Source organism: Pseudophaeobacter sp. (assembly GCF_039971195.1).
Lineage (GTDB): Bacteria > Pseudomonadota > Alphaproteobacteria > Rhodobacterales > Rhodobacteraceae > Pseudophaeobacter.
The window spans coordinates 1-21381 of the sequence record NZ_JBDWPJ010000237.1 but is presented as its reverse complement, the minus strand read 5'-3'; the positions used below and the strand labels follow the sequence as shown (position 1 = coordinate 21381).

Annotated in this window: 13 protein-coding genes; 10 read left to right on the top strand and 3 right to left on the bottom strand. The window is 56.4% G+C overall.

Features of this window, described 5'->3' with window-relative positions:
* Positions 1-340: 340 nt before the first annotated feature.
* On the top strand, positions 341-1912 hold the full coding sequence (locus tag ABJP42_RS20580) for a peroxidase family protein (protein WP_348343824.1): 1572 nt from the start codon (positions 341-343) through the stop codon (positions 1910-1912).
* Positions 1913-2336: 424 nt separating this feature from the next.
* Here ABJP42_RS20580 and ABJP42_RS20575 read toward each other — a convergent pair whose 3' ends face one another.
* On the bottom strand, positions 2337-2981 hold the full coding sequence (locus ABJP42_RS20575; RefSeq protein ID WP_348343822.1) for an META domain-containing protein: 645 nt from the start codon (positions 2979-2981) through the stop codon (positions 2337-2339).
* Here ABJP42_RS20575 and ABJP42_RS20570 point away from each other — a divergent pair.
* The 4 genes from ABJP42_RS20570 (at position 2967) to ABJP42_RS20555 (ending at position 12833) form a co-directional block, all read left to right on the top strand.
* The gene (locus ABJP42_RS20570; RefSeq protein WP_348343820.1) at positions 2967-8555 is read left to right on the top strand and encodes a hypothetical protein; all 5589 of its coding nucleotides are present in this window, start codon (positions 2967-2969) and stop codon (positions 8553-8555) included. The genes ABJP42_RS20575 and ABJP42_RS20570 overlap by 15 nt on opposite strands.
* Positions 8556-8576: 21 nt before the next feature.
* Positions 8577-9269, top strand: a complete 693-nt coding sequence (locus ABJP42_RS20565; protein WP_348343818.1) for a CpXC domain-containing protein — start codon at positions 8577-8579, stop codon at positions 9267-9269.
* A 985-nt stretch (positions 9270-10254) separates the two neighbouring features.
* Positions 10255-12003, top strand: a complete 1749-nt coding sequence (locus ABJP42_RS20560; protein ID WP_348343816.1) for an ATP-binding protein — start codon at positions 10255-10257, stop codon at positions 12001-12003.
* A gap of 209 nt (positions 12004-12212) precedes the next feature.
* Complete coding sequence (locus tag ABJP42_RS20555; RefSeq protein ID WP_348343814.1) at positions 12213-12833, top strand: acyl-homoserine-lactone synthase; 621 nt, start codon at positions 12213-12215, stop codon at positions 12831-12833.
* Positions 12834-12883: 50 nt separating this feature from the next.
* On the opposite strand, the gene ABJP42_RS20550 is transcribed toward ABJP42_RS20555, so the two are convergent.
* A complete protein-coding gene (locus ABJP42_RS20550) occupies positions 12884-13279 on the bottom strand; it encodes a VOC family protein (RefSeq protein ID WP_348343812.1) in 396 nt (131 codons plus the stop codon).
* 232 nt (positions 13280-13511) lie between these two features.
* Between ABJP42_RS20550 and ABJP42_RS20545 the strand changes: the two genes are divergently transcribed.
* Positions 13512-15389 carry an AMP-binding protein gene (locus tag ABJP42_RS20545; protein ID WP_348343810.1) on the top strand — a complete coding sequence of 626 codons (1878 nt, stop codon included), beginning with the start codon at positions 13512-13514 and terminating at the stop codon, positions 15387-15389.
* Between the two features lie 90 nt (positions 15390-15479).
* The gene (locus ABJP42_RS20540) at positions 15480-16637 is read left to right on the top strand and encodes a flavin monoamine oxidase family protein (RefSeq protein ID WP_348343808.1); all 1158 of its coding nucleotides are present in this window, start codon (positions 15480-15482) and stop codon (positions 16635-16637) included.
* An 18-nt stretch (positions 16638-16655) separates the two neighbouring features.
* On the opposite strand, the gene ABJP42_RS20535 is transcribed toward ABJP42_RS20540, so the two are convergent.
* Positions 16656-17684, bottom strand: coding sequence for an AraC family transcriptional regulator (locus ABJP42_RS20535; RefSeq protein ID WP_348343806.1), 1029 nt, complete (start codon positions 17682-17684; stop codon positions 16656-16658).
* Between the two features lie 175 nt (positions 17685-17859).
* Here ABJP42_RS20535 and ABJP42_RS20530 point away from each other — a divergent pair, with 175 nt between their 5' ends.
* From ABJP42_RS20530 to ABJP42_RS20520, 3 genes are all read left to right on the top strand, one after another.
* The gene (locus ABJP42_RS20530) at positions 17860-19602 is read left to right on the top strand and encodes an acyl-CoA dehydrogenase family protein (RefSeq protein WP_348343804.1); all 1743 of its coding nucleotides are present in this window, start codon (positions 17860-17862) and stop codon (positions 19600-19602) included.
* Positions 19603-19684: 82 nt separating this feature from the next.
* On the top strand, positions 19685-20491 hold the full coding sequence (locus ABJP42_RS20525) for a crotonase/enoyl-CoA hydratase family protein (protein WP_348343802.1): 807 nt from the start codon (positions 19685-19687) through the stop codon (positions 20489-20491).
* Between the two features lie 150 nt (positions 20492-20641).
* Positions 20642-21381, top strand: a 740-nt coding sequence (locus ABJP42_RS20520) for a LacI family DNA-binding transcriptional regulator (RefSeq protein WP_348343800.1), incomplete at its 3' end; no start/stop codon positions are given.

Sequence of the window (21381 nt, the reverse complement as noted above, 5' to 3'; positions counted from 1 at the left end):
TCCGCGACGCTTCAACGCTTCATTGTAAGCCGACCAGTTCTTGGTCTTGTATTTCGTAGGGCCCCAACTGCTCATAGCCTCTAGTTATCATCCTGGATTCACAAGATGAATCCCCTCAGGCTATTTGTGCAACAAAGCCATTCGCCATCTGAACTTTTGTAAGCGCGGGTGATATCGGCAGAGTAAGACCCGTCATTTTTCCAGATGGTGTCGGTGGTAAAGGCTTGAAGAAACTACCACCCTCTTCGCAAATTAAGATTATTCTGCGATACTGGAGTAAAGATAGTCTATTGTGATCAGAAGAAATTACTGTTGGACGTATTGAAAAAGGGAGATCCTGATGCCCAAAGGATTAGGAAATTTCATCTTTAAGCTGCTGACATCCAGCCCGTCTATTCATCGCTACCTCAACAAAAAAGTTGTTTCAAGTTTCACGGACAGCGGACCGCTTTCAGGTCTTTATTCAACTAAAGGAAGCGAAAAAACTTCGTTGTGGGAGATTTTGGATAAAGAGTTTTTTGCGCTTGAGGTGCCAGAACCAAAACCTGGAGAAATCGCGAGCCTGCCGAATTTAGAGGAAGTATTGGCTCTGTTCGAACGAAAAGGTCCCGTGACAAAAAGCCGTGTTTCCGTTCTACTGCCCTTTTTTGCCCAGCATTTGACGGATGCCGTATTTCAGAGCGACGGGCAGTTCGGAACGGATGCTCCGCATGAGATCATCCTGAACCAGATCTATGGCAATACCCCAGGGGATGAGGCGTTGCTAAGAAGCGGACAGGATGGAAAACTGAAAACCCAGACGCGGATTGTGAACGGCCGGGAAGCTGAATATCCAGACGCATTGTGTGAAAAGAAAGGGGATCACTGGGCCATCAAGAAAGAGTACGAGGGCCTGTCCTATTTTAAAGGCACGGACAAGGCCACAACCTTGCTCGATAAATACAAAGACAAGGAAGGTGAACTCTGCGCGACAGGATTGTTCCAGGGCAACATGACGCTTGGCAATTTCGCGATCACCTCCTTGCTGGTGCGAGAACATAATCGGCTGTGTGACGGTATTCGGTCTGAGCTGGGTTCAGCCGGGGATGATGAGATTTTTCGAATTGCGCAGCAAAACAACGTCACCGCCTATATGAAGGTTGTGATTGAGGATTACATCAATGCCTTCGCTGGGCAAAAGATGTTCATCTTGGATACCAAAAGCTTTTTTCATGAAGAAAAAAGATGGTGCCGTGAGACAGCAATTCCCTATCATTTCAATATTTTGTACAGACTTCATTCCATGATGCCTGACGGTTTGATTGGGCTCGAAGAAATGGGTTTTGCCGCGATGGGGGCTAATAACGGCCTGGTTATGGCGAAGGGTCTTGGAGAAATCTTTGAGATTGCATCGCGTCAAAGTGCAAGCCGAGTCAGCCTGGGAAACACCCACGAAAAGTTGCTGGCTGCGGATCGGGCAGGGGTTGTGAAAGGCCGCCAAAAACTTGGCAGCTTCAACAGCCACAAGGAAGTTCAACAGGAGGGATCCTCTGTCGGTTTCGAGGCTTTTGATCCCAATTTCCGTAGCGCGCTGAGCAGGCTTTACGGGGGAGATCCAAATCGTGTCGAATATACTGTCGGAACTCTGGCAGAACTGCCCAAGCCGGGCGTGTTGGAGAAGCTTGGCATAAAAGATGAGCCTATCATCGGACCAACTCTGATGAATGCAATTGGCAAACATGCCTTCCGGCATATCTTGAGCAATCGCTTTATGTCGCGAGAATACCTGAACCCCAAAGTGATGACCGAGTTCGGTTGGAAGAGTTTGCATGAGACAGCGAGCGTCTCCGATTTGGTCAAACGCAATGTCTCGGGGGAGATGGATCAGGCTCAGGCGGAAAAGCTCAAAGTGGGTTTTTCGCACCCTGTTTGAGGTGCTTTGCGTCGCCAAATGTCTATCGGGCCTCATCGACTGCAGGGGCTAAGAAATACCTCTTCTGGTGTGCCAACTTAAGTCCTGTGAAAGAATTTGGCCTACGGGCCAAGACCCACCGCCCAAGCTTCGCGATCATTCACGGGCCTCCGCCCTAGAGCTGATGGCTGCGGCGTCCCAACAACGTCAGAACGCGAGGAGCGACCACAGCCGGAGCCTGGCTCCTGACCTGTACGGCTTCGCTATGCGTCTTTGGGACCTGGGTGCGGATTGAGCTGCGCTGCTAGCCAGTGTGGCGGCTGGGGGCAAAACCTGCCTCGGGTGCCAGAAAGTGCTGATACAAGGCTTAACATTTTTTTGGCCTTGATAGAGCGGTCTTCGGACCTGCTGAATCTTGCCAGGCCTCGAGTAATCAGGTCTCGAGTTAACGGGTTTGCGATTTTGCGCGTAGAACTTCTTGGCCGAAGCCTTTGAAAACGAGCTGCCCTGCTTCGTCGATACTGGCATCTTCGACGACACTCAGAAGACTGAAAAACTTGCTTTCGGCGTCCATCTTTTCTTCGTCGCATAAGCCGCCAAAAACGTCGGGTCGCAATATAGTAAGGTGCTGCCCGTCAAGGCGATATTCTGCATTGAAGCTGCGGCAGGGGCTCTTGCCATAGAGCTTTCCACCGTCAAAGTGTAGCTTAAGGTCTCCGTAGTTCGATAGGTCCATTCCTCTTGCTTCAGAGATGATCCAGTCGCCGCTGATGTCTGTTGCCATGATGCGTTCTCCTGCTGAGACAGAGTTTCTATCGCTTGTCAGCATCCACAAGCCCACAGCAACCGCCCCCGAACAAAAGGCCGCCAATAAAGATAGGGTCATGATGTGACGGTGCTTCACAGCAATAAACACAAAATCAGTGAACAAAAAAGTGCCCTGAGGATGGCGGATCTTCTGGCCTGATGCAAGGGCCGCGGAAAATACTCTGCTTGAAAATACTCTTGCCTGAAGGGGGAGACCGTGCAACGCTTTTACTGTTTTTAACGAGTTATTTTTTACGGGAGAGCTGACATGAAACTCGACCAATCGGCTTTAAAAGAGCTAAAGGGTTTTGTCGCGATAGCCAGAAAACGAGAGCTGCCCTTTGGGATGTGCTTCGGAAAAAAGCCGGACGAATGCTACTTCTTAGCCCATAAAACACGCTCCCCGGAAAAGATGGGCAAAGAAGCCAAGCAGGAAGGCGGTACTCCGCAATTCACCTTTGGGCTGCTGACGGTCGAAGGGAACAAGTTCAAATTCACTCTGGCTGGTAAGGTGATCCCTGGGTTTGCCAAGAGGGCGAAAAAGGGCTTCATGAATGCCGGCTTGTCGGTGAAGATCATTGTCCTGGACCCTGAAGGCGGGCTGCTGGAAGAGGATGGCGATGACGGTGAGGAGGAGGACCGTACTGCCGGAGGAAGTGCCGCTGATGTCAAAGGCGAAACGCCCCCTCAGGCCGAGGTGCAGGCAGGAGATGGCGCTGATCCGGCTCCGGCTCCGCTAGTGGAGGCGCCGGATGCGGGCGCTGATCCCTTGGCTGAAAAATGGGAAAAGGCGGCAAAGGCGATCAGTGAAAACCTAGGCAAACTGGGGGCTCAGGAGGGCGTCGATCTGACCGCGGCTCAGCGCATATGGGGCAGGCTTACGGAACTAGCTGCTGCAGGAAACTACAAAGACGCATTGAAGGCTATCCCGCAAATGGCCGAGTTGCTCAAAGCGGCCAAGTCCGCGGCGGTCGACAGGCTCAAACAGGCGGCCAAGCAGGCGGCCCAATGGGAGAAATCGCGCGCAACTTTGGCACCGCTTATTGCGGAAGTGCTGGCAGCCAGCCCACCGCAGGCAAAAAAGATTCAGGCGATTTGGGCTCTTGCGCAGGCCAAGGCGGGTGAAACTCCGCCAAATTATGCGGTCAGCCTCAAAACCGTTGGTGCGCTTGCCAACGAGATCAAACAGGCGCGCAAGGCAATCGCTTTGGCCGCGGCAACAGAAGGGGAGACGGTGGGGGGCGGTGGTGGTAGGGGCGACGACGCGCCGCCGGACCAATCCAGCCCTTCCGAGGGGGCAAGCGCGCCAGATGCGCCTGCAGATGAAATCGCCCCAGACCTGTCCGGCGATGCCGCCGCCAAGGTGCAGCGTATTTCCGATGAGATAGCGGCACTCAGGTCCGGGCCTGTAAAAGCCTATACTGACATTCTCCCCGAGGTGGGCAATACCGTGCCGACTGCCTGGGAAGACGTGCTGAAAGGGGCTGAAAGCGTCCGGGCCAAAGCCGCAGAGGATCTGGCGGCGGCAGATCTGGCAAAGCTCGATGCGGCTTTGGACGCGTTGGCCAAACTTGGCAGCGTGGTCAAGAAGGCCACCGCAGACAAAACCTCTTTCCAAAAGGCGCTAGAGATTTTTGATCTGCGGATCGTGCCACTGACCGGCCATCACCATGCTGGGACGCCCGAAATTGCACCCGAAATCAAGAAGATCACCGATATTCGTGCGGAGGCCGTAGACCTCAGCAAGGCAGACGAAAATGCCAAGGCCACTGCCAAGATCAGTGGCTTGGAAGCCCAGTTTGTCGCGATAGAGGCATTGGCTGATGATTTTGCGCATTTCCTTGCACTTGATCCTGATCGCAAGGCGCTTGTCGATGGGACCAGGGGGGTATCAACAAATGATCCTGCCATCGACGATCCAACTCGGGAAATTGAGCGCCTCTATGACGCAGCGCAGGCAGACCGTGCCGCTGGTAAATTCAAGGAAGGTGTCGCCAAGCTCGATAAGATTGCCGAGGTCTATGAGGCCACGGCCAAGGTGCGGGCGTTTAAAAAGGAATATGACAATGATCGGCCGATAGCGAAAACCTGGATCGATGACTTCGCGCTGGAAGCGGCCCCTGCGCGGGCACTTCTGGCAACCAAACTGACTGAATTGAATGGCATTTACACCAATGCCGATGTAGCGACCACCAACGACTATGAGAAATCTCTCAAGGTGCTTGGTCCATTCTGGGTGCTCCGCAAGTTCATTGAAAATGAATTCCCGATTGTCACACAATACCCTACAGATCTTGCGGCCTTTGAGGCTAAGCTGGCTGAGCTCAAGGCCCATGCAGGCAAAGATGGCATCAAGGCAGATATTGATCTGATGGAAACTGACCTTGCCAAAGCCAAGGCAGAGGCTGTCAGCAATAAGTTCTCAACAGCGATTGGGATACTCGCGGAAACAAAGCCGAGCTGGCCGACCTACCTGGCCAGCGCTGTTGCCTATAAAGCCTATTCCGAAAAGCTTGCGGTTGTCGAACCCAAGATCACTGCTCTCAAGGGCAACGCTGACGCCGCTGCTCTTCTTGCTGACGCGGGAACCTTAATGACTGAGGCCGGGATGCAAGCGCTGAACCGGGATTTCGTCAAAGCCCTTGCCACAGTTACCGAAGCCGAGAAGCGCGCTGCTGCCGCCAAGGCGCAGGCAGATGCGCAAGGCGAGGTTGAAGGGCTGTATGATGAAGCCAAGCTCGACAATCTCGAAAAGGAATGGGATGCGGCCTTTAAGGTCTATACCGATATTCGCGATAGGGTCCTTGCTGCCGATACAGACGGGGAGTTTTTGGTCTTCCTTGCCAGGGCGCAGCTGCCTGCCAAAGAGGCTGACGATGCCCAGAAGGCCAAGAAATATGACGATGCGCGGGCCTATCTGGATAGCGCGATCACGAATCTGCGGCTGGGTCTCTCTCTTGTGGGAAGCCATCAGGCCTATCTCGTTACCCATGGTGCCCTAGCGACGCAGATCACGGCCATCACAGCCGATCCTCCCAACACAGACGTATGTCTGCAGCCGCAGATTGATGCCATCACCGCAAAGGTTACCGAGGCGGAAGACCTGATCAAGCCGGAAGCCTATGACTACACAGGTGCCGAGGCCAAACTGGCCGAGGTGCGCAGCGACCTAACCAAGGCAACGGCAGACGGCGAAACCTACAAGCTCATCAAGGCCAAACTGGTAGTCGCACAGCAGGCGTTGGCTTTGATTGGCGCCGAACCCGCTGCGAACCAAGCCATTTTGGGCAAAACAAAAACCAAGATCACCGGTCTGATCGCGGAGGTGCAGGCCAAACTGAACGCTGGCGATTTCCCGGCGGCGCTCACATTGGCAACCGAGGCCGCATTGTGGAGAGAACACCTTATGGACAGCGGCAACTTGGCCGGTGACATCAGCACGCTGCGCAATTTGCTCGCCAACGAAGGTCCATTCTACAAGGATAAGATCGGCGGTCTGTCCGGGGCAGGCAAAGAAGCTGGAGTGCATCTTCTGGCGGCTGCGGCCGGTATTTTTGCCAAATACGAAGCCGCGCGGGATGCAGGAACCTTGGAGACGGCGGACTCGCTGCTCTATGGCGCTAAGGGCAAGATCGAGGAGGTCGAAGCCATCCTCAAGGCTGCCCAGCCCTATGGCCTAGCGAAAACCGCTGCTGAGGCGGCGATGGTGCCTTTGCGGGCCGCCACAAACGCCATTGTTGAGGCGCAGATCAAGGCCCTGGAAGCCAGGCTAACCGCTGCAACGATAGATCAGCGGGAGCCGACGGTCCGGGCACAGGATTACACGGCCTCAACCCGGGAAATGAAGGCTATTGAGGAAGCGGCCAAGGCGCTTTTGCCGCAGGCTCAGGCGGCCTTGACCTATGAGCCCGTCCGCGCCAGTGCCCGTGCTAAACTGGACACAGCCAAGGCCCATGCGGACGTTGACGCAATTGACGTGCAATTGACGCGCCTGGAGGAGAAATACGCCAACCTGACAGGCCTGGCGGACAAGCAGGACTATGCCACAGCCCAGGCCATGGCAGAAGAAATCATCCCTGCCGTGGATGCGGCGATCAAAACGGCGGACAACCACGCACTGCTGGAGAAAGTGAACGAAGTTATCGGAGGGGATGAGGATTCGGCCCCGTGGTGGCCTCAGGTGGAGGCCGCCAAGCTTTCGATCAAATTCGTTGGGTCCAAGGAGAATGCGGATGTGGCCAAGTCCTATTTGGATGCGGCAAACAGCGAAATCGCAGAATGTGAAAAGAGCAAGAGCGAGGCTAAGAAATCCAAGGGCCACCTCCTAGCAGCTTTGGAGGCCTGCAACACGGCTGACGAAGTTATCTCACAATACGCTTTTGTCATGCAGGAGGTTGAGCGCGCAAAAGAGAAAATCATCGCGCTGGAAGGCCACAGCGATGCCGGGTACATCACGGTACAGATAAGCGAATTGAAGAAGACACTTGCCCAGGCCGAGGCAACCGCCGCCACCGGTCAAAACTATGACGCGATGTCAGCAGACGTCAAAGCGGTGTTCGAAGCTCTAATTGCCTATCGCGATCTGTGTGATGCCCATAAGGCCTATATCGAATTGCGCGCCAAGCCAGAGGTTGAACCGCGTCTGGCTCAACTCGAAGCGCACGAGCATCGCTACGCGATCAAGCCCAATATAGATGAGTTGCGCAAGAAGCTCAGCGAAGCTCAAGCCAAGGTCGAGGCCCACGAGCCGCAGGCCGGGATTAAGCTCTTGGAAGAGGCTCGCGCCATTGGCACTGCAGCTTTTGTCATGGCGCAGATGCGCAAGGACGTAGCACCTACTGAAAAAGACATTCAGGAAATTCTCTCTCGCCCGAACGGGACAGAGGAGCTGGATGCCATGATCGATAATCTCGAACCAGAAGCGTCGCGGGCCGTTGTCAAAGTTGCCTTCAAGGCGCGGTTTGGCTGCGAGATCAGCAATTTTGACAGCGAAAAGCTGAAGCCAGGGTTCGAGGATCTGGACAATGCGCAGCAAGGCCCCAATATCGTGGCTTTCTACAAAGCCATGCAGGACCTTCCCCCCGAACACACGTTGGGCAATGACTCTTTGGCTCAGTTTGCCGTGATTGATGTCGCGGGCCAGGGTTCGTATTATCAGGGCGACGAGAAACGCGTTGTTATGCATGAGGGGGATGCCAATGTGTCGTCGCCTTACCCCTTTGGCAACGAAGAAGCTATTGGCAGCCCCGATGATGCGGCAACAGATGAAGAACGGGCTGAGCTGGAGGCATGCCAGCCGGCCAACGACGAGCCTGTCACTTTCTTTAACTGGAACACTCTGCACGAGGTTGGACACGCGGTCGACGACCAACAGGGCTTTATGTCCAAGCGCGCTGATCAGGATGCATTTGGTGGGTGGACTGAATTTGGCCTCGACCTTTCGCCCGTTGCCGAAAAATTTGCCAAGAAGTTTGAATACGACCAGGCCTATATTTCTGAATACATGTCTAATAAGACGAATATCGTTCCGGCAACAAAGCCCGATACCGAAGCCTGTTCCGACGTGGATTGGGAAGCCAGGCGTATCGCTGTTTGCGCCCATGTGGATATGGCCCGCGAAAAGAAGAGCCCCTGGGCCAGCATGACCGTTGCCAAGAAGCTGGCGATTGGTGGGATCGTTTATCAAGAAAGCTATCCGTTCAGGTGGACCTGCTACAAGCTAGCGGCGCGCTCCAAGGGGATAACGGGTTATCAGTTCCGTGCCCCTGGAGAATGGTTTTCGGAGCTCTATGCCGCCTATCACTCTGGGAAACTGAAAGAAAACAATCCGGCCATTGCGTGGCTGGAAGCATTGTAATCTGGCATAGGGAGTTAATTCATGTCACTTTTTCACCCAGCCAACCTTGTGTGTCCAAACTGCCAAGCACGGATTGAAATGATGGCGGTGGGCAGCGTCAATGCTGACCGTCGGCCTGACCTTCGCGACGAAATTTTGGAGAACCGATTTCAGGATGTGAACTGCCCGAAGTGTTCAGAGACCTTTCGTCTGCAGCCCTCTTTCAACTATTTGGATGTGGAACGCGGCCAGTGGATCGCGGCGATGCCTGCCAACCGCCTGCGCGATCACTTGACCATCGAAGATGAGGCCTCCGAATTGTTCGCGGTTAGTTACGGAGACAAAGCGCCCGAAGGTGCGCGGGCAATTGGAACGGACCTGCGCCCGCGCGTGACCTTTGGCTGGCCAGCTGTGCGCGAGAAGCTGCTTCTCAGAGAACATGACCTGGATGATACATCCGTGGAAATGCTGAAGCTGGACATCTTGCGGAATCTCTCCTCGGTACCGCTGAGCGAAGGGATCGAGTTTCGTGTGGTGTCGGTGACGGAAGAGACCTTGGAACTGCTTTGGCTTGAGACTGCAACCGAAAAACCAATCAGCGTCGTTACCGTGCCACGCTCAGCCGTCGACAGTATCCTTGAGCGACCAGAGGCCTGGCAAAAGATGCGAGACCGTCTGGAGGAGGGTTGGTTTGTCGATATGCAAAAGACCTATATGGGGGCAGGGCGGACTTAGATCGCCGGGAGAGGCGAATTGCTTGGTACAGTCCAGGCGAAGTTAGTTTGAAGTTAGTTTGAGGTAAAGTGAACGCAGCTAACCCCTGCGAAACACAACTGAACCGCGCTGGGTTTGCCGGAGGCTCCAGCTCCTGAGTAGAGGGAGCATCATGAACAAGTACACGCCAGAAGTCCGCGAACGGGGGGGGGCGGATGGTTCTGGATGGCGCAGGGCAGCATGAGAGCCGCTGGTCTGCGATCCTGTCGATTTCAGCGCAGATCGGTTGTGCGCCGCAATGGCCGCGTAACTAAGACAGATTAACCTCCGGCAAACCCGGCGCGGTTCAAAACCCCGACCCGAGCTTGCTACACAAAAACTTGAAGCGCTGCGGGGCACCGTCGATCCGTTGGCGGTCTGGTGAGGTTTGCATCACCAAGAGGTCTGTCGATCCAGCGCGTGCCTTTTGGGCCGCCTCCAAGAAGCACGCGCACTCACCGGCCAAAAATTCAGCGACTGTGCTTCGCTAACCTGTCTGATGCTCCAAATCCTCTTTTGTATGATGCACCGCCAGATCACTCGGAGGATCTAACAGCCTGTTATGGTTGGTAAAACCGCCGTATCGGGGTCAAAAGATCTGTTTAGCCTAGGGTTCGCAGCGCCATCGATGAGGGGGCAGATTTACTCCCAGCATATGACGTCAATACCTTTGATCATGTCACGCAAATCATGCCGATTCCGCAACTTGCAATGATTGCAGAGGTCCTTTTCCCAGGTCCACTCAGGACAAAGCTGCAACACTCGTTGAAAGAAAGTAAGTGTACGCCACTTCATTAACGTCTTCAGTGCTACGGTTCCGAACACATTTAGGTACCAGATATCAGGTGCCGATAGTTTCAAGGAAACAGGATGAGCCGCAAGGGTTCCAAGGTGAAAAGAAGTTGCTCTTAGCCGCCGCTTGCACAAAAAGTGTATCGGGGTGATGGACACCGATAGGATGACGCGCATGTTTAACTTGTCAGCAGACCTGAAGTCTTCGGTGGCTGCGCAGAGTAAACTGGTCCGTGCGGACCTGCCTTCCCGGTTTGCCTCGCTCACACTGGTTTCGCTGCTGTCGCTCTACTACCTCCCGGCCGCAACCGTGGCGCTGGCCTATTTCTGCCTTTGTGTGGTCGAGCTTGTTGGACTTTATGCCTATAGAAAGCTGGAACAAGACGTCTCCCTGAGTGGTTTGCTGCTGTTCAGCGGGTCAGCCTTTGTTGGCATTCTGTTATTCAATGTCATCCCATTGCTTCTGTTTCAGCAACCGGAGCCTTTTCCCAAACTTGCAGGAACCATGTTGCTGGTCATTGCTCTCAACCATAGTGTTGTGGCGCGATCAGAATGGATGTTCTTTGGCCTACTCACCGCCCTGCCGGTGATTGGTGCCGTAGGGTATATGATCACCAGCTTTTTGAAGTCTTTTGCTAGCCCGGCAGAGATTCTTATTGCAGTGGTGATCATGGTCTTGGGCGCGGGCTATGTGGCACATAGTATGTGGGCTCTTAACCGGATGACCGACCGCCTGCGAGAGGCCCTTAGTGAGGCGGAAGCCGGCAGTCGGGCCAAAAGCCGTTTTCTGGCGGCGATGAGCCATGAAATCCGCACCCCGTTGAACGCCATTTGTGGCATGTCGGAGCTGATCGACGAAGAAGGGGCAGATCTCGAAACTCAGCGCGAACGCACGCTGTTGTTGCGAAAATCGGCGCAGACCCTGACAGGGATTCTTGATGACGTTCTGGACCACGCAAAGGTCGAGGCCGGCCATATCGAAGTAAGCCTTGCTGCCGCCGCACCCCGGATTGAGATCACCAGCGCGGTGGAGATGTTCCGCGCTGCAGCAGAAGAAAAAGGGCTGAAGCTCGACGTCAATATCGGCTCTGATGTGCCGGCCTATGCCGAATTTGATGCGTTGCGGGTGCGCCAGGTGGTCGGAAATCTGGTGTCCAACGCCATCAAATACACCGAAGACGGGCATGTGACCTTGCTGGCTTACTGCGTGACGGAGGGGGACAATGCGACGCTGACCATCGAGGTCACAGACAGTGGTCGCGGACTGACGCCAAAACAAATGTCAAAGCTGTTCACCGAGTTCTACCGCGCCGAAGACAGGGATTCACCAAAGGTTCCCGGCACCGGGCTGGGCCTTTCCATTGCGCGCCGTTTTGCGCGCATGATGGGCGGCGATATCCTGGTCAGATCCAGCCCAAAGCGAGGCAGCTGTTTTACCTTCACCAGCGAGATAAAGGTTCTGGAGAAATCCGAAATTGCCGCTCCCGTGTCCCGGGTTACGGCTGACGCCCCGCCAAACGCCGAGCCGGATCTGGGGGCGAATTCTGTTTTGCTGGTGGATGACACCAAGTCAAACAGAATGGTGGTGCGGGCTTTTCTCAAGAATTTTGATCTTCGGATCACTGAAGCCGTCAATGGGGCCGAGGCCCTCGAGTGCCTTGAAGAGCAGCCCTATGACCTCATTCTTCTGGACATGAAAATGCCGGTTATGGATGGCGGTGAAACCCTGGCTGAAATGGCCCGCCGGGGCGGCCGGATCGGCGCCACTCCCGTCATTATGCTTACAGCCAACGCGGCACCAGAAGACCGAAAACGGTTTCTTGACCTTGGCGCGACCGGCTATATCGCTAAGCCTGTTAAGAAATCCGTGCTGCTTTCGGAGATTCGCAAAGTGACCTCAAATAGGTCAAGTGACGCAGCCTGAAAGGGCGCTGAGCAGCCGCAAACACGCCGCTATAAGTGCTTGCAAGAACGTAACTTCACGCCTAAATTGTGCGCCTTTCGGCAATAGATGCTTGTAGAACAAATATTTGGCGGCTTCAGATGAAATTTACGCAATATTTACCATTGCCTGCAAAAGTTGTTTTAATTTTTACAGAAAACCTTAAAGATTAGCGTCAAGGGGTGAATCAGATGGGCAAACCCGAGATGCAATCAACAGATATCACCTTCGATAATTTGGGTGAAACAGGATCTTTGTACACTGCGCTTTTGCGTGCGAGGTACCACCATTTCATTGAAGCGCGTGGCTGGAAACTGCCAAACACGCGGGGTCTTGAATTTGATCAGTACGACACGCCAGAAAGCATCTATTGCGCGATCCATGATGGCCCAAAGGTCATCGGCGGGCTGCGTGTAACCCCCTCGACGGCGAAAAACATTAACGCCAGCTATATGTTGCGGGATGCGCAACTGGGGTTACTCGAAGATCTGCCACCCAATATCCTGGATGAGCTTGCGCCGCAGAAGGACGGAATCTGGGAAGTCAGCCGGGTGTTTGTTGCTGACACGCTCAGCAGTCGGGAACGGATGCGGGTGCGTGGTGAAATTGGCTTGAACCTGGCGCGACTGGCGGAAAAGTGGAACATTGATGCCTATCTCTGCCTGACGTCAGTGACAGCTGGCCTGCTGATGCGGCGTACAGGTTTGACAATTGCTCCGGCGGGTCCGCGCGTCGAGGTCGGGGGCGAAACCTGTCAGGCATATCACCTTAAGGTTGATGCGGCCAACGTGCGCAGACGTCACGCGGCCTGATCTCTGGGCTGTTTCGGCCCTCTCCCAAATCTCGCCTTCTGGACGCCGACCTAACGGTAGCGACCAGCGCGCTGAAGTACCTCAATTTCATAGCCGTCTGGATCTTGGACAAAGAAAAACCGGGCGATGGTCTCTTCTCCGGGTTTGAAATCAACAATCTTGCGCGGTGCCAACCCGGCTTTGGTCAGCCGGGTATGTTCGGCCTCTAGATCCTCAATGCAAAAGGCAAGATGGCCATAGCCATCGCCCAGATCATAGGGATCACTGCGGTCCTTGTTGATGGTCAGCTCCAGCTCAAAACTGGTCTCTGTGTTACTGAGGTAGACCAGCGTGAAACCATCAAAATCCAGCCGCTCAACAACCGTGAGGTCAAAAGCCTGCCGGTAAAACTCTGTTGAACGTTCTTCGTTGAGAACCCGGATCATTGAATGAATTGCTTTGGCCATCGGAGCCTCCAAGAAATTGTCAGGGGTGGGTCACGCCCGGCGGCTGTCACCTCTGGACTGTGGTTGTGGTGGGTCGGTTTTCCCTCCCTTTAACAAGGCCCGACCCCTGCGGGCAAGCTCAGGGCGCAACGTCAGACCAACAGGGTCAACCCAGGCTGTGCTTTGGGATTGATTGGGCGGCCGCGCTGGACAAGACTGTCTATACCCAAAGCGAGCCAGTGAGGAGCCAAGGATGGCCAATTTGAGCGATACACCGTTGCGCAGCGCCAGCGACCTCAGGCAATTTGAAACGGAAATGCCGCTCAAGGATCGCCTGCCCGAGCAAAGCATTTTGGATGTCTTTGAAACCCAAGCCGCGCTGAACCCGGATGCGACAGCGATGACTATGCTGATGAGTGGCGCTGAGGACGAGCAGCCGCGCCGGGTCGGCTATGCGCATCTGCTGGGCATGATCCGGCGCGCCGCCAATCTGTTTCATGACCTTGCCGGGCCCGCACCGGGGGTGGCCTATATGCTGCCGTCCTTGGTGGAGACTCATGTGACCCTTTGGGGGGCAGAGACCGCAGGCTATGCGGTGCCAATCAATTTTCTGCTGCAGCCCGATAGTATCGCCGAGCTGCTCCGGGCTTCGGGGGCTAAAATTCTGGTTGCCCTGGGGGCACATCCGCAGCTGGACATCTGGGAGAAAGCCCTGCATCTGCGCGAAAAGATGCCCGAGTTGGTCCTGGTGCGGATCGCCCCGCCCGGCACACCGGCACAAGAGGGCGTGGTTGATTTATCACCGGCCATGATGCTGCAACCCAGCGCGCATCTGATCTTTGGTGCGCCTCGCGGCGGCGATGATATTGCTGCCTATTTTCATACAGGCGGCACCACCGGAGTGCCAAAACTGGTGGCACATACCCATCGCAGCCAGTTGGTTGCCGCTTTTGGAGGGGCTGCCATGTGCGGCTACACTGGCGATGATGTGGTGACCGCGACCTTCCCGCTGTTCCATGTGGCTGGCACTATTATTGCCGGTCTCAGCGTTTTTATGGCGGGCACGCAAATGCTGATCATGTCGCCTTCGGGGCTGCGCAATCCTGCCATGGTCACGGCGTTCTGGCGGCTTTGCGCCCAATATAACGTCACCCTGGTTGGGGGCGTGCCGACGGCGCTTGGTGCTGTGTTGCAGGAACCGGTCGGCGATCACGATCTGAGCGCAGTGCGGGCCGGCTTGACCGGGGCGGCGCTGTTGCCGCCGGCGGTGTCCAGCCAGTTCAAACAGGCCACCGGCGCCACACTGTTTGAAATCCTCGGCATGACAGAGGCCTCGGGGCTGATCAGCATTGATCCCCCCGAAGGTGAAGGTACCCCAGGTTCAGTTGGATGGGCCTTGCCCTATACTCAGGTCGAGGTGCTGCGCCAAAACGCCGATGGCAGCCTTGGGGAGGTCTGCCCAGCGGATGAAATTGGCGTGATCGCCATTCGGGGTGGCCATGTCTCTCCTGGCTACAAAGATCCGCATCACAATATCGGCGTGTTTGAGAACGGCCAGCTGAACTCTGGCGATCTGGGCTACAAGGACGCGCAGGGGCGGTTGTTTGTGGCCGGTCGTTCCAAGGATCTGATTATCCGCAGCGGCCACAATATCGATCCGGCGATGATCGAAAATGCCATGGCGACCCATCCGGCCGTGGCCCTGGCCGCCGCCGTTGGCATGCCCGATGCCTATGCCGGAGAGCTGCCCATCTGTTTTGTGCAGCTGCAACCCGGCGCCGAAGTCAGCATCGAAGAGCTGCAAGCCTATGCACAGGGTCGTATTGATGAACGTCCGGCCTGGCCCAAACGCATTGAAACAATCGAGGAAATTCCGCTGACCACTGTTGGCAAGATCTATAAACCCGCCCTGCGCTGCGCTGCGGCCCTGCTCAGGGTGCAGGATTTGGTCCACGAAGAGATGGGGCTGCCCCAAACAACAATCGAAGTGGCCGATGGCGGTGCTCGGGGGCTGTCCGTATCTGTAAGATTGATTGCTGCGGATCACGCTGCCAAACCGGCTCTGGAGCAGGCTCTAGCTGACTATCTTTTTTTAACCAGAGTGGAGATCTTGAAGGCGCAATCAGTCTAGGCGGTCATTTTTCCCAGACTGGCGAACAGCGGCCTCTGGTGCCAATCTCCCTCCGGTCCTATAGTGCAGATGTTGTTGTAGGAGTGATTAATGCAGCTCTTTGATCGGCGGGACGTTTTGCGAATGTCGGGCCTGTTGGGGCTGGCTTCGGTTATTGGAGCCACTGGTTCTGAACCTGCCCAAGCCAGACGCGCTTTCACAGGGGAGATCTTGGTTTTGGGGGCAGGCGCAGCCGGGCTGGCTGCCGGGCTGCATTTGGCGCAACAGGGGGTTGCCTTCAAAATCCTTGAGGCTGGCCGCACCTATGGTGGGCGCATGAAGGTCGATAGGAACCTGGCAGATTTCCCCGTGTCGCTGGGAGCGGAATGGCTGCATACCCGCCCGGCGGTCCTGTCCAAAATGGCGGGGCGAGAGGTCGGGCTGGAGACGCTGCGCTACCAAAGATCCGACAGTCAGTTTCAAATCACCGGTGATGAGGTGAGCCAGGGCAGGTTGGGGCCCTATCCGGATCGAAAATTTGTCAATTCCTCTTGGTATGATTTCTACAGTCAATTCATTACGCCCGCTGTCACGCCGCATATTCTGTTTCGTCAGGTTGTCAAAACTATAGACTATTCCGGTCCGCGTGTTGTGGTGACCACCACCAGAGGGAAACGCTTTGTGGCGGATAAGCTGCTGATCACACTGCCACTTAAGATCCTGCAATCCGGGTCAGTGCGCTTTGTGCCAGAGCTGCCAGCCGCTAAACAAAAGGCCCTGCGCGCTGCCAGGGCCTGGCCGGGGATCAAGGTCTTTTTTGAGTTCTCTCGCAAATTCTACCCCGCCTTCATCGACTATACAGTGCGCCCCAAGAGTTCGGGCTACAGGCTGTTTTATGATGCGGCTTACGGCCAGAACAGTCAGCGCAATATCTTAGGATTCTTTGCGGTCGGCAACCCGGCCCTACCCTACGTGAATGGGGATGCGGCGCAGCTGGCGCTGGCTGATCTGGACCGGGTCTTTGCGGGGGATGCCAGGCGTCATCACCGCAGGCACCTGGTTCAGAACTGGAGTCGGGAGCCGCATATCAGATCCGCCTATCTGCGCGACAATGAGCGGCCCGCAACCGTTCGGGCATTGTATGAACCGGTGCAAAATCGGCTGCATTTTGCCGGAGAAGCCTATACGCCGGGCGAAGACTGGGGGGCGGTTCACAATGCCGCCCTGGCGGCCAAACAGGCGGTCTCTGAGATGCTGCGTCGACAGTGATGCTGCTTGTGTGTCCAACTACCCGCCGGAGCGATTGGAGCGGCGATAGGCGCCGGGGGTGACACTGGTCCAGCGCCGAAAGGCGCGGTGAAAATTTGCTGCCGAGGCAAAGCCGATATCCTGAGAGATTTCCTCAATGCTTTTGAGCCCGCGCGACAGATCGCGAATGGCAATATCGCGGCGCAGCCCGTCTTTGATCGCTTGAAACGAGGTGCCTTCAGCCACCAGATGGCGGATCAGGGTACGGGAGGTCAGGTTCAGCGCATTGGCGGCATCTTGTAGATGAAACTCCAGCCGGTCCGCCGCCAAGAGTAATTCCCGCAGCCGCAGCGGCAGCGCATGGGTGCGATAGCTGGTAAAAATCCAATCGCGCGGCGCTCGCAGCAGGAACTCCTGCATTTCTGCCTCACTGCGCGAGACCGGCAGATCGCCAAGGTCCTCGCTAAAGATGATCTTTGACCGCCTCTGGCCAAAGCGGATCGGTGCCGGGAACAGCACCGGGTAATCCTCGGCAAAATCCGGGCGGCCAAAGGCAAAGCCCACTTCTGCCAGGGGCAGTTCTCTCCCCGTTAGCCAGGAGGCCACCCCATGGGCCAATTTCAGCATCAGCATATGCCCAAAGCGCTGCGGTTGATGATCTGCGCGTGGCTCCAACAAAACGCACATCCGTCCCCCGTCATCCTCCAGCACCAGCTCAAAATCATCCAGCAACAGGTTCCAGAATGAGGTGAACCGATAGAGCGCCGCCGAAAGCGAGGAGGCACCGCGCATCGAGGCACAGAGATGTTTCAGGGTGCCGGTGCGAATAGGGCGACTCCACAGGCCCATCATTTCATCGCCGGTTTCCGCTGCAATCAATTGGTAGAGCCGCACAATCTGGTCATGGGTGACCCTCCCGCCGGGCTGGGCCGCCGCTCCCAGGCCGATCTGATCGAGAAACCCGGAGAGTTGCTGTGGTGGGCATTGCTGACGTAACAGGTGCAGCCAATCCTCCAGAAAGGCGCGCGACACTGTGGGCAGGATGCCTGGGTTTGGCTCGGTTGTCATGCTGGTTTCTAGTCAGGGTTTGTCACTTTTTGCAAGTTTGTCGTCGGTTGCAGAGATTGATCCTGCCAATCCAGCTCTCTATTTGGCACATTAAGCAAGCCTAGGAAGGCGACAAGACTAGAGATTTTCCCAAGGAAGGGACCAGCACATGAGCTTTGAAGCACCCGTAAAAGATATGCTTTTCAATATTGAACACCTCTCGCGCTGGTCTGAGGTCGCGGGGCTGGACAAATATGACGGTATGGAGCTGAACGACGCAGCAGCCGTGCTCGAAGAACTGGGCCGGTTCTGCGCCGAAGAAATCGCGCCGCTGAATTTCTCCGGTGACGAGGCCGGGTCGGATTTCAAAGATGGCAAGGTTCAGCTGGCGGATGGTTTTGCCGCGGCCTATGCGAAATTTGTCGAGATGGGCTGGCAGAGCCTGCCACATCCCAGCGATTTTGGCGGCCAGGACCTGCCTCGTGCCGTTGCCGCCGCCGCCACCGAGGTGCTGAACGCAGCCAACCTCAGCTTTGCGCTCTGCCCTCTGCTGACGGATGGTGCCATCGAGGCACTGCTCACAGCCGGATCAGACGAGACCAAATCGACCTATCTGGAAAACCTGATCAGCGGCAAATGGACAGGCACCATGAACCTGACCGAGCCGCAGGCCGGCAGTGATTTGGCATTGGTGCGCAGCCGTGCCGAAGCCCAGGCGGATGGCAGCTACAAGATCAGCGGCACCAAGATCTTTATCACCTATGGCGAACATGAGATGTCGGAAAACATCGTGCATCTGGTGCTGGCCCGCACTCCGGATGCGCCCAAGGGTGTGAAAGGTATCAGCCTGTTTCTGGTGCCCAAGTTTATGGTCGAAGCAGATGGTACATTGGGTGCGCGCAACGCGGTCGCCTGTCAAAGCGTCGAACACAAGCTGGGCATCAAGGCCAGCCCCACCGCCGTATTGCAGTTTGACGAGGCCACAGGCTTCCTCATCGGCGAAGAAAACGCTGGCCTCACCTATATGTTCGAGATGATGAACTCGGCCCGCTATGCAGTGGGCCTGCAGGGGATTGCCGTGGGCGAACGCGCCTATCAGCAGGCGCTGGCATTTGCCAAGGAACGGGTGCAAAGCGCACCGGTTGATGGCTCCACCCGCGAGGCCGTCACCATCATTCATCACCCCGATGTGCGTCGCATGTTGATGCGGATGCGGGTGCTCACTGAAGGTGCCCGTGGCATGGCAATGTTTGCTGCTGGCTGTCAGGACATGGCCCGCAATGCGCCTACGCCCGAGGCCCGGATCGAGGCTAAAGCGCTGTCGGAATTCCTCACCCCGCTGGTCAAAGGCTTCAGCACAGAAAACGGTGTCGAAGTGGCCTCTTTGGGGGTGCAGGTACATGGCGGCATGGGTTTCATTGAAGAAACCGGCGCGGCGCAGCACTACCGCGACGCCCGCATCCTGCCGATCTATGAGGGCACCACCGCCATTCAGGCCAATGATCTGGTAGGTCGTAAGACGCTGCGCGACGGTGGTGCAACCGCCCGTGCCCTGGCCGCCCAGATCGCCCAGACCGAAACAGAGCTGGCGGCAGGATCTGCCGCAGCCCAGGCCGTAGCGCCCCGGCTCACCTCCGCGCGATTGGCCTTTGAAGAGGTGGTCAGCCATCTGCTCAGCCTGGACAAAAGCGAAATGCCTGCCGCCTTTGGCACCGGGGTGCCCTATCTAATGCTGGCGGGCAATCTGGTTGCTGGCTGGCAAATGGCCCGGTCGTTGCTGGCCGCCGAAGCGGCGCTGGCTCGGGGAGAAGATCCCGAATTTATGGCGGCCAAAGTGGCCTCGGCCCGCTTCTATGCCGATCACGTGCTCTGCGAGGCCGAAGTCCAGCGCAGCCGCTGTGTTTCTGGGGCCGAAAGCCTTGCGGCAGCGCTGCTGTAAGCGCCTCTCTCTTTTTACCCCTTTAAGGTCGGCGCCTCTTTACCAGAGGCCTGCACCTCACTTTGCTGACAAGGACCGTACCATGACCGTCGAAATCGACATCTCCCGTTTCAAGAATCTCGACCTGCAGGCCCATGACGATGGCGTTTGGGTGGTGACCCTGAACCGTCCAACCAAGCGCAACGCGCTGGATATCGACACCATCGAAGAGCTGGTGGATTTCTTCTCCACTGCGCCGCGTGCCGGGGTGAAAGCCGTGGTTCTGGCCGGGTCCGGCGATCACTTCTGCGCCGGGCTCGACCTTATTGAACATCACGATGAAGATCGCAGCCCAGCTGACTTTATGCATGTTTGCCTGCGCTGGCACGAGGCCTTCAACAAAATGGAATACGGCGGGGTTCCTGTCATTGCCGCGCTTCAGGGGGCGGTTGTTGGTGGCGGCTTGGAACTGGCCAGCTCAGCCCATATCCGGGTGATGGATCAGAGCACCTATTTTGCCCTGCCTGAAGGTCAGCGTGGGCTGTTCACCGGCGGTGGCGCCACCATTCGGGTGACCGATCTGGTGGGTAAATCCCGCATGATCGACATGATGCTGACCGGTCGTGTCTATCAGGGGCAGGAAGCCTGCGATCTGGGTCTGGCGCAATACATTGTCGAAGGCTCCAGCTTTGATAAGGCGCTGGAACTGGCGCGGCGTACAGCCGAGAACCTGCCGCTGTCGAACTTCGCCATCTGTTCCGCCGTCAGCCACATGCAGAACATGTCCGCTATGGATGCCGCCTATGCCGAGGCCGTGGTGGCCGGTGTGGTCAATACCCAGCCGGATGCCCGTGCGCGGCTTGCCGCCTTTGCCGACAAAAGCGCCGCGCGAGTGCGCCGCAACGACTAGCCTCAGCCTCAGCCTGTGATTATCACCCCGCCCTTTGAGAAAAGGGCGGGTTTTTTTAGGTTTGGTGAAACCTTCGTGATCCCGTTGCAAAGCTGTTACCCGCGGGTCCTATCACGCTGGAAACGTTTCCAGCCCGGACCCTCAACGCCGATGAAATCCGCCACCACCCTCAAAGATGTCGCCCAAAAGGCAGGCTGTGGCATTGCCACCGTCAGCCGGGTGCTCAACGGCAAGGGCCCGGTTAGTGAGGTCTCGCGGCAGCGGGTTTTGCAAGCGGCCCAGGCTCTGGGGTTTGAATTCAACGAAACCGCCCGCGCCTTGCAAAGCCAGCGCAGCCGCACCATTGGCTGCCTGGTGCCTTCCCTGGTGAACCCGGTTTTTGCTGATGCGGTCCAAGCCCTGCAGGCGGCGGTGCAGGCGGCGGATTATCACCTCATCTTGATGTGCTCTGACTATGATGCGGCGCAGGAGGCTTCGATCCTGCGGATGTTGATTCAGAAAGGTGTCGATGCTCTGGCGCTGACGGTCAGCGATGCTAGCGACAACCCAGGATTGGAGATGCTGCGCAACCGCGGCCTGCCGCATTGCCTGATGTTCAACGCGCCAGCGCAAGACACCCCTTGTTTTTATGTCGACAATGCTGCCGCTTCGGCGCGGGTTGCACGGGCGTTTTATGATCAGGGCCATCGCCAGACAGGGTTTCTGGCGCTGCGCTTTCACCGCTCTGACCGGTCTCGCCAAAGGTTTGATGGCTACCGCGCGGCCTGTCATTCCCTAGGCATAGCAGATCCGGAGCTGCTTGAGGTCGATCAAGAGCCTTCCAGGCTTGGCGATCAATTGGGCCAGATGCTGGCGCAGGGCCAGGGGCTCAGCGGCATCTATGCCTCCAA

Bases quoted from the DNA above. Each gene is read 5' to 3' on its own strand.
- ABJP42_RS20580 (WP_348343824.1), top strand. From the start codon at position 341: ATGCCCAAAGGATTAGGAAATTTCATCTTTAAGCTGCTGACATCCAGC.
- ABJP42_RS20570 (WP_348343820.1), top strand. From the start codon at position 2,967: ATGAAACTCGACCAATCGGCTTTAAAAGAGCTAAAGGGTTTTGTCGCG.
- ABJP42_RS20565 (WP_348343818.1), top strand. From the start codon at position 8,577: ATGTCACTTTTTCACCCAGCCAACCTTGTGTGTCCAAACTGCCAAGCA.
- ABJP42_RS20560 (WP_348343816.1), top strand. From the start codon at position 10,255: ATGTTTAACTTGTCAGCAGACCTGAAGTCTTCGGTGGCTGCGCAGAGT.
- ABJP42_RS20555 (WP_348343814.1), top strand. From the start codon at position 12,213: ATGGGCAAACCCGAGATGCAATCAACAGATATCACCTTCGATAATTTG.
- ABJP42_RS20550 (WP_348343812.1), bottom strand. From the start codon at position 13,279: ATGGCCAAAGCAATTCATTCAATGATCCGGGTTCTCAACGAAGAACGT.
- ABJP42_RS20545 (WP_348343810.1), top strand. From the start codon at position 13,512: ATGGCCAATTTGAGCGATACACCGTTGCGCAGCGCCAGCGACCTCAGG.
- ABJP42_RS20540 (WP_348343808.1), top strand. From the start codon at position 15,480: ATGCAGCTCTTTGATCGGCGGGACGTTTTGCGAATGTCGGGCCTGTTG.
- ABJP42_RS20535 (WP_348343806.1), bottom strand. From the start codon at position 17,684: ATGACAACCGAGCCAAACCCAGGCATCCTGCCCACAGTGTCGCGCGCC.
- ABJP42_RS20530 (WP_348343804.1), top strand. From the start codon at position 17,860: ATGCTTTTCAATATTGAACACCTCTCGCGCTGGTCTGAGGTCGCGGGG.
- ABJP42_RS20525 (WP_348343802.1), top strand. From the start codon at position 19,685: ATGACCGTCGAAATCGACATCTCCCGTTTCAAGAATCTCGACCTGCAG.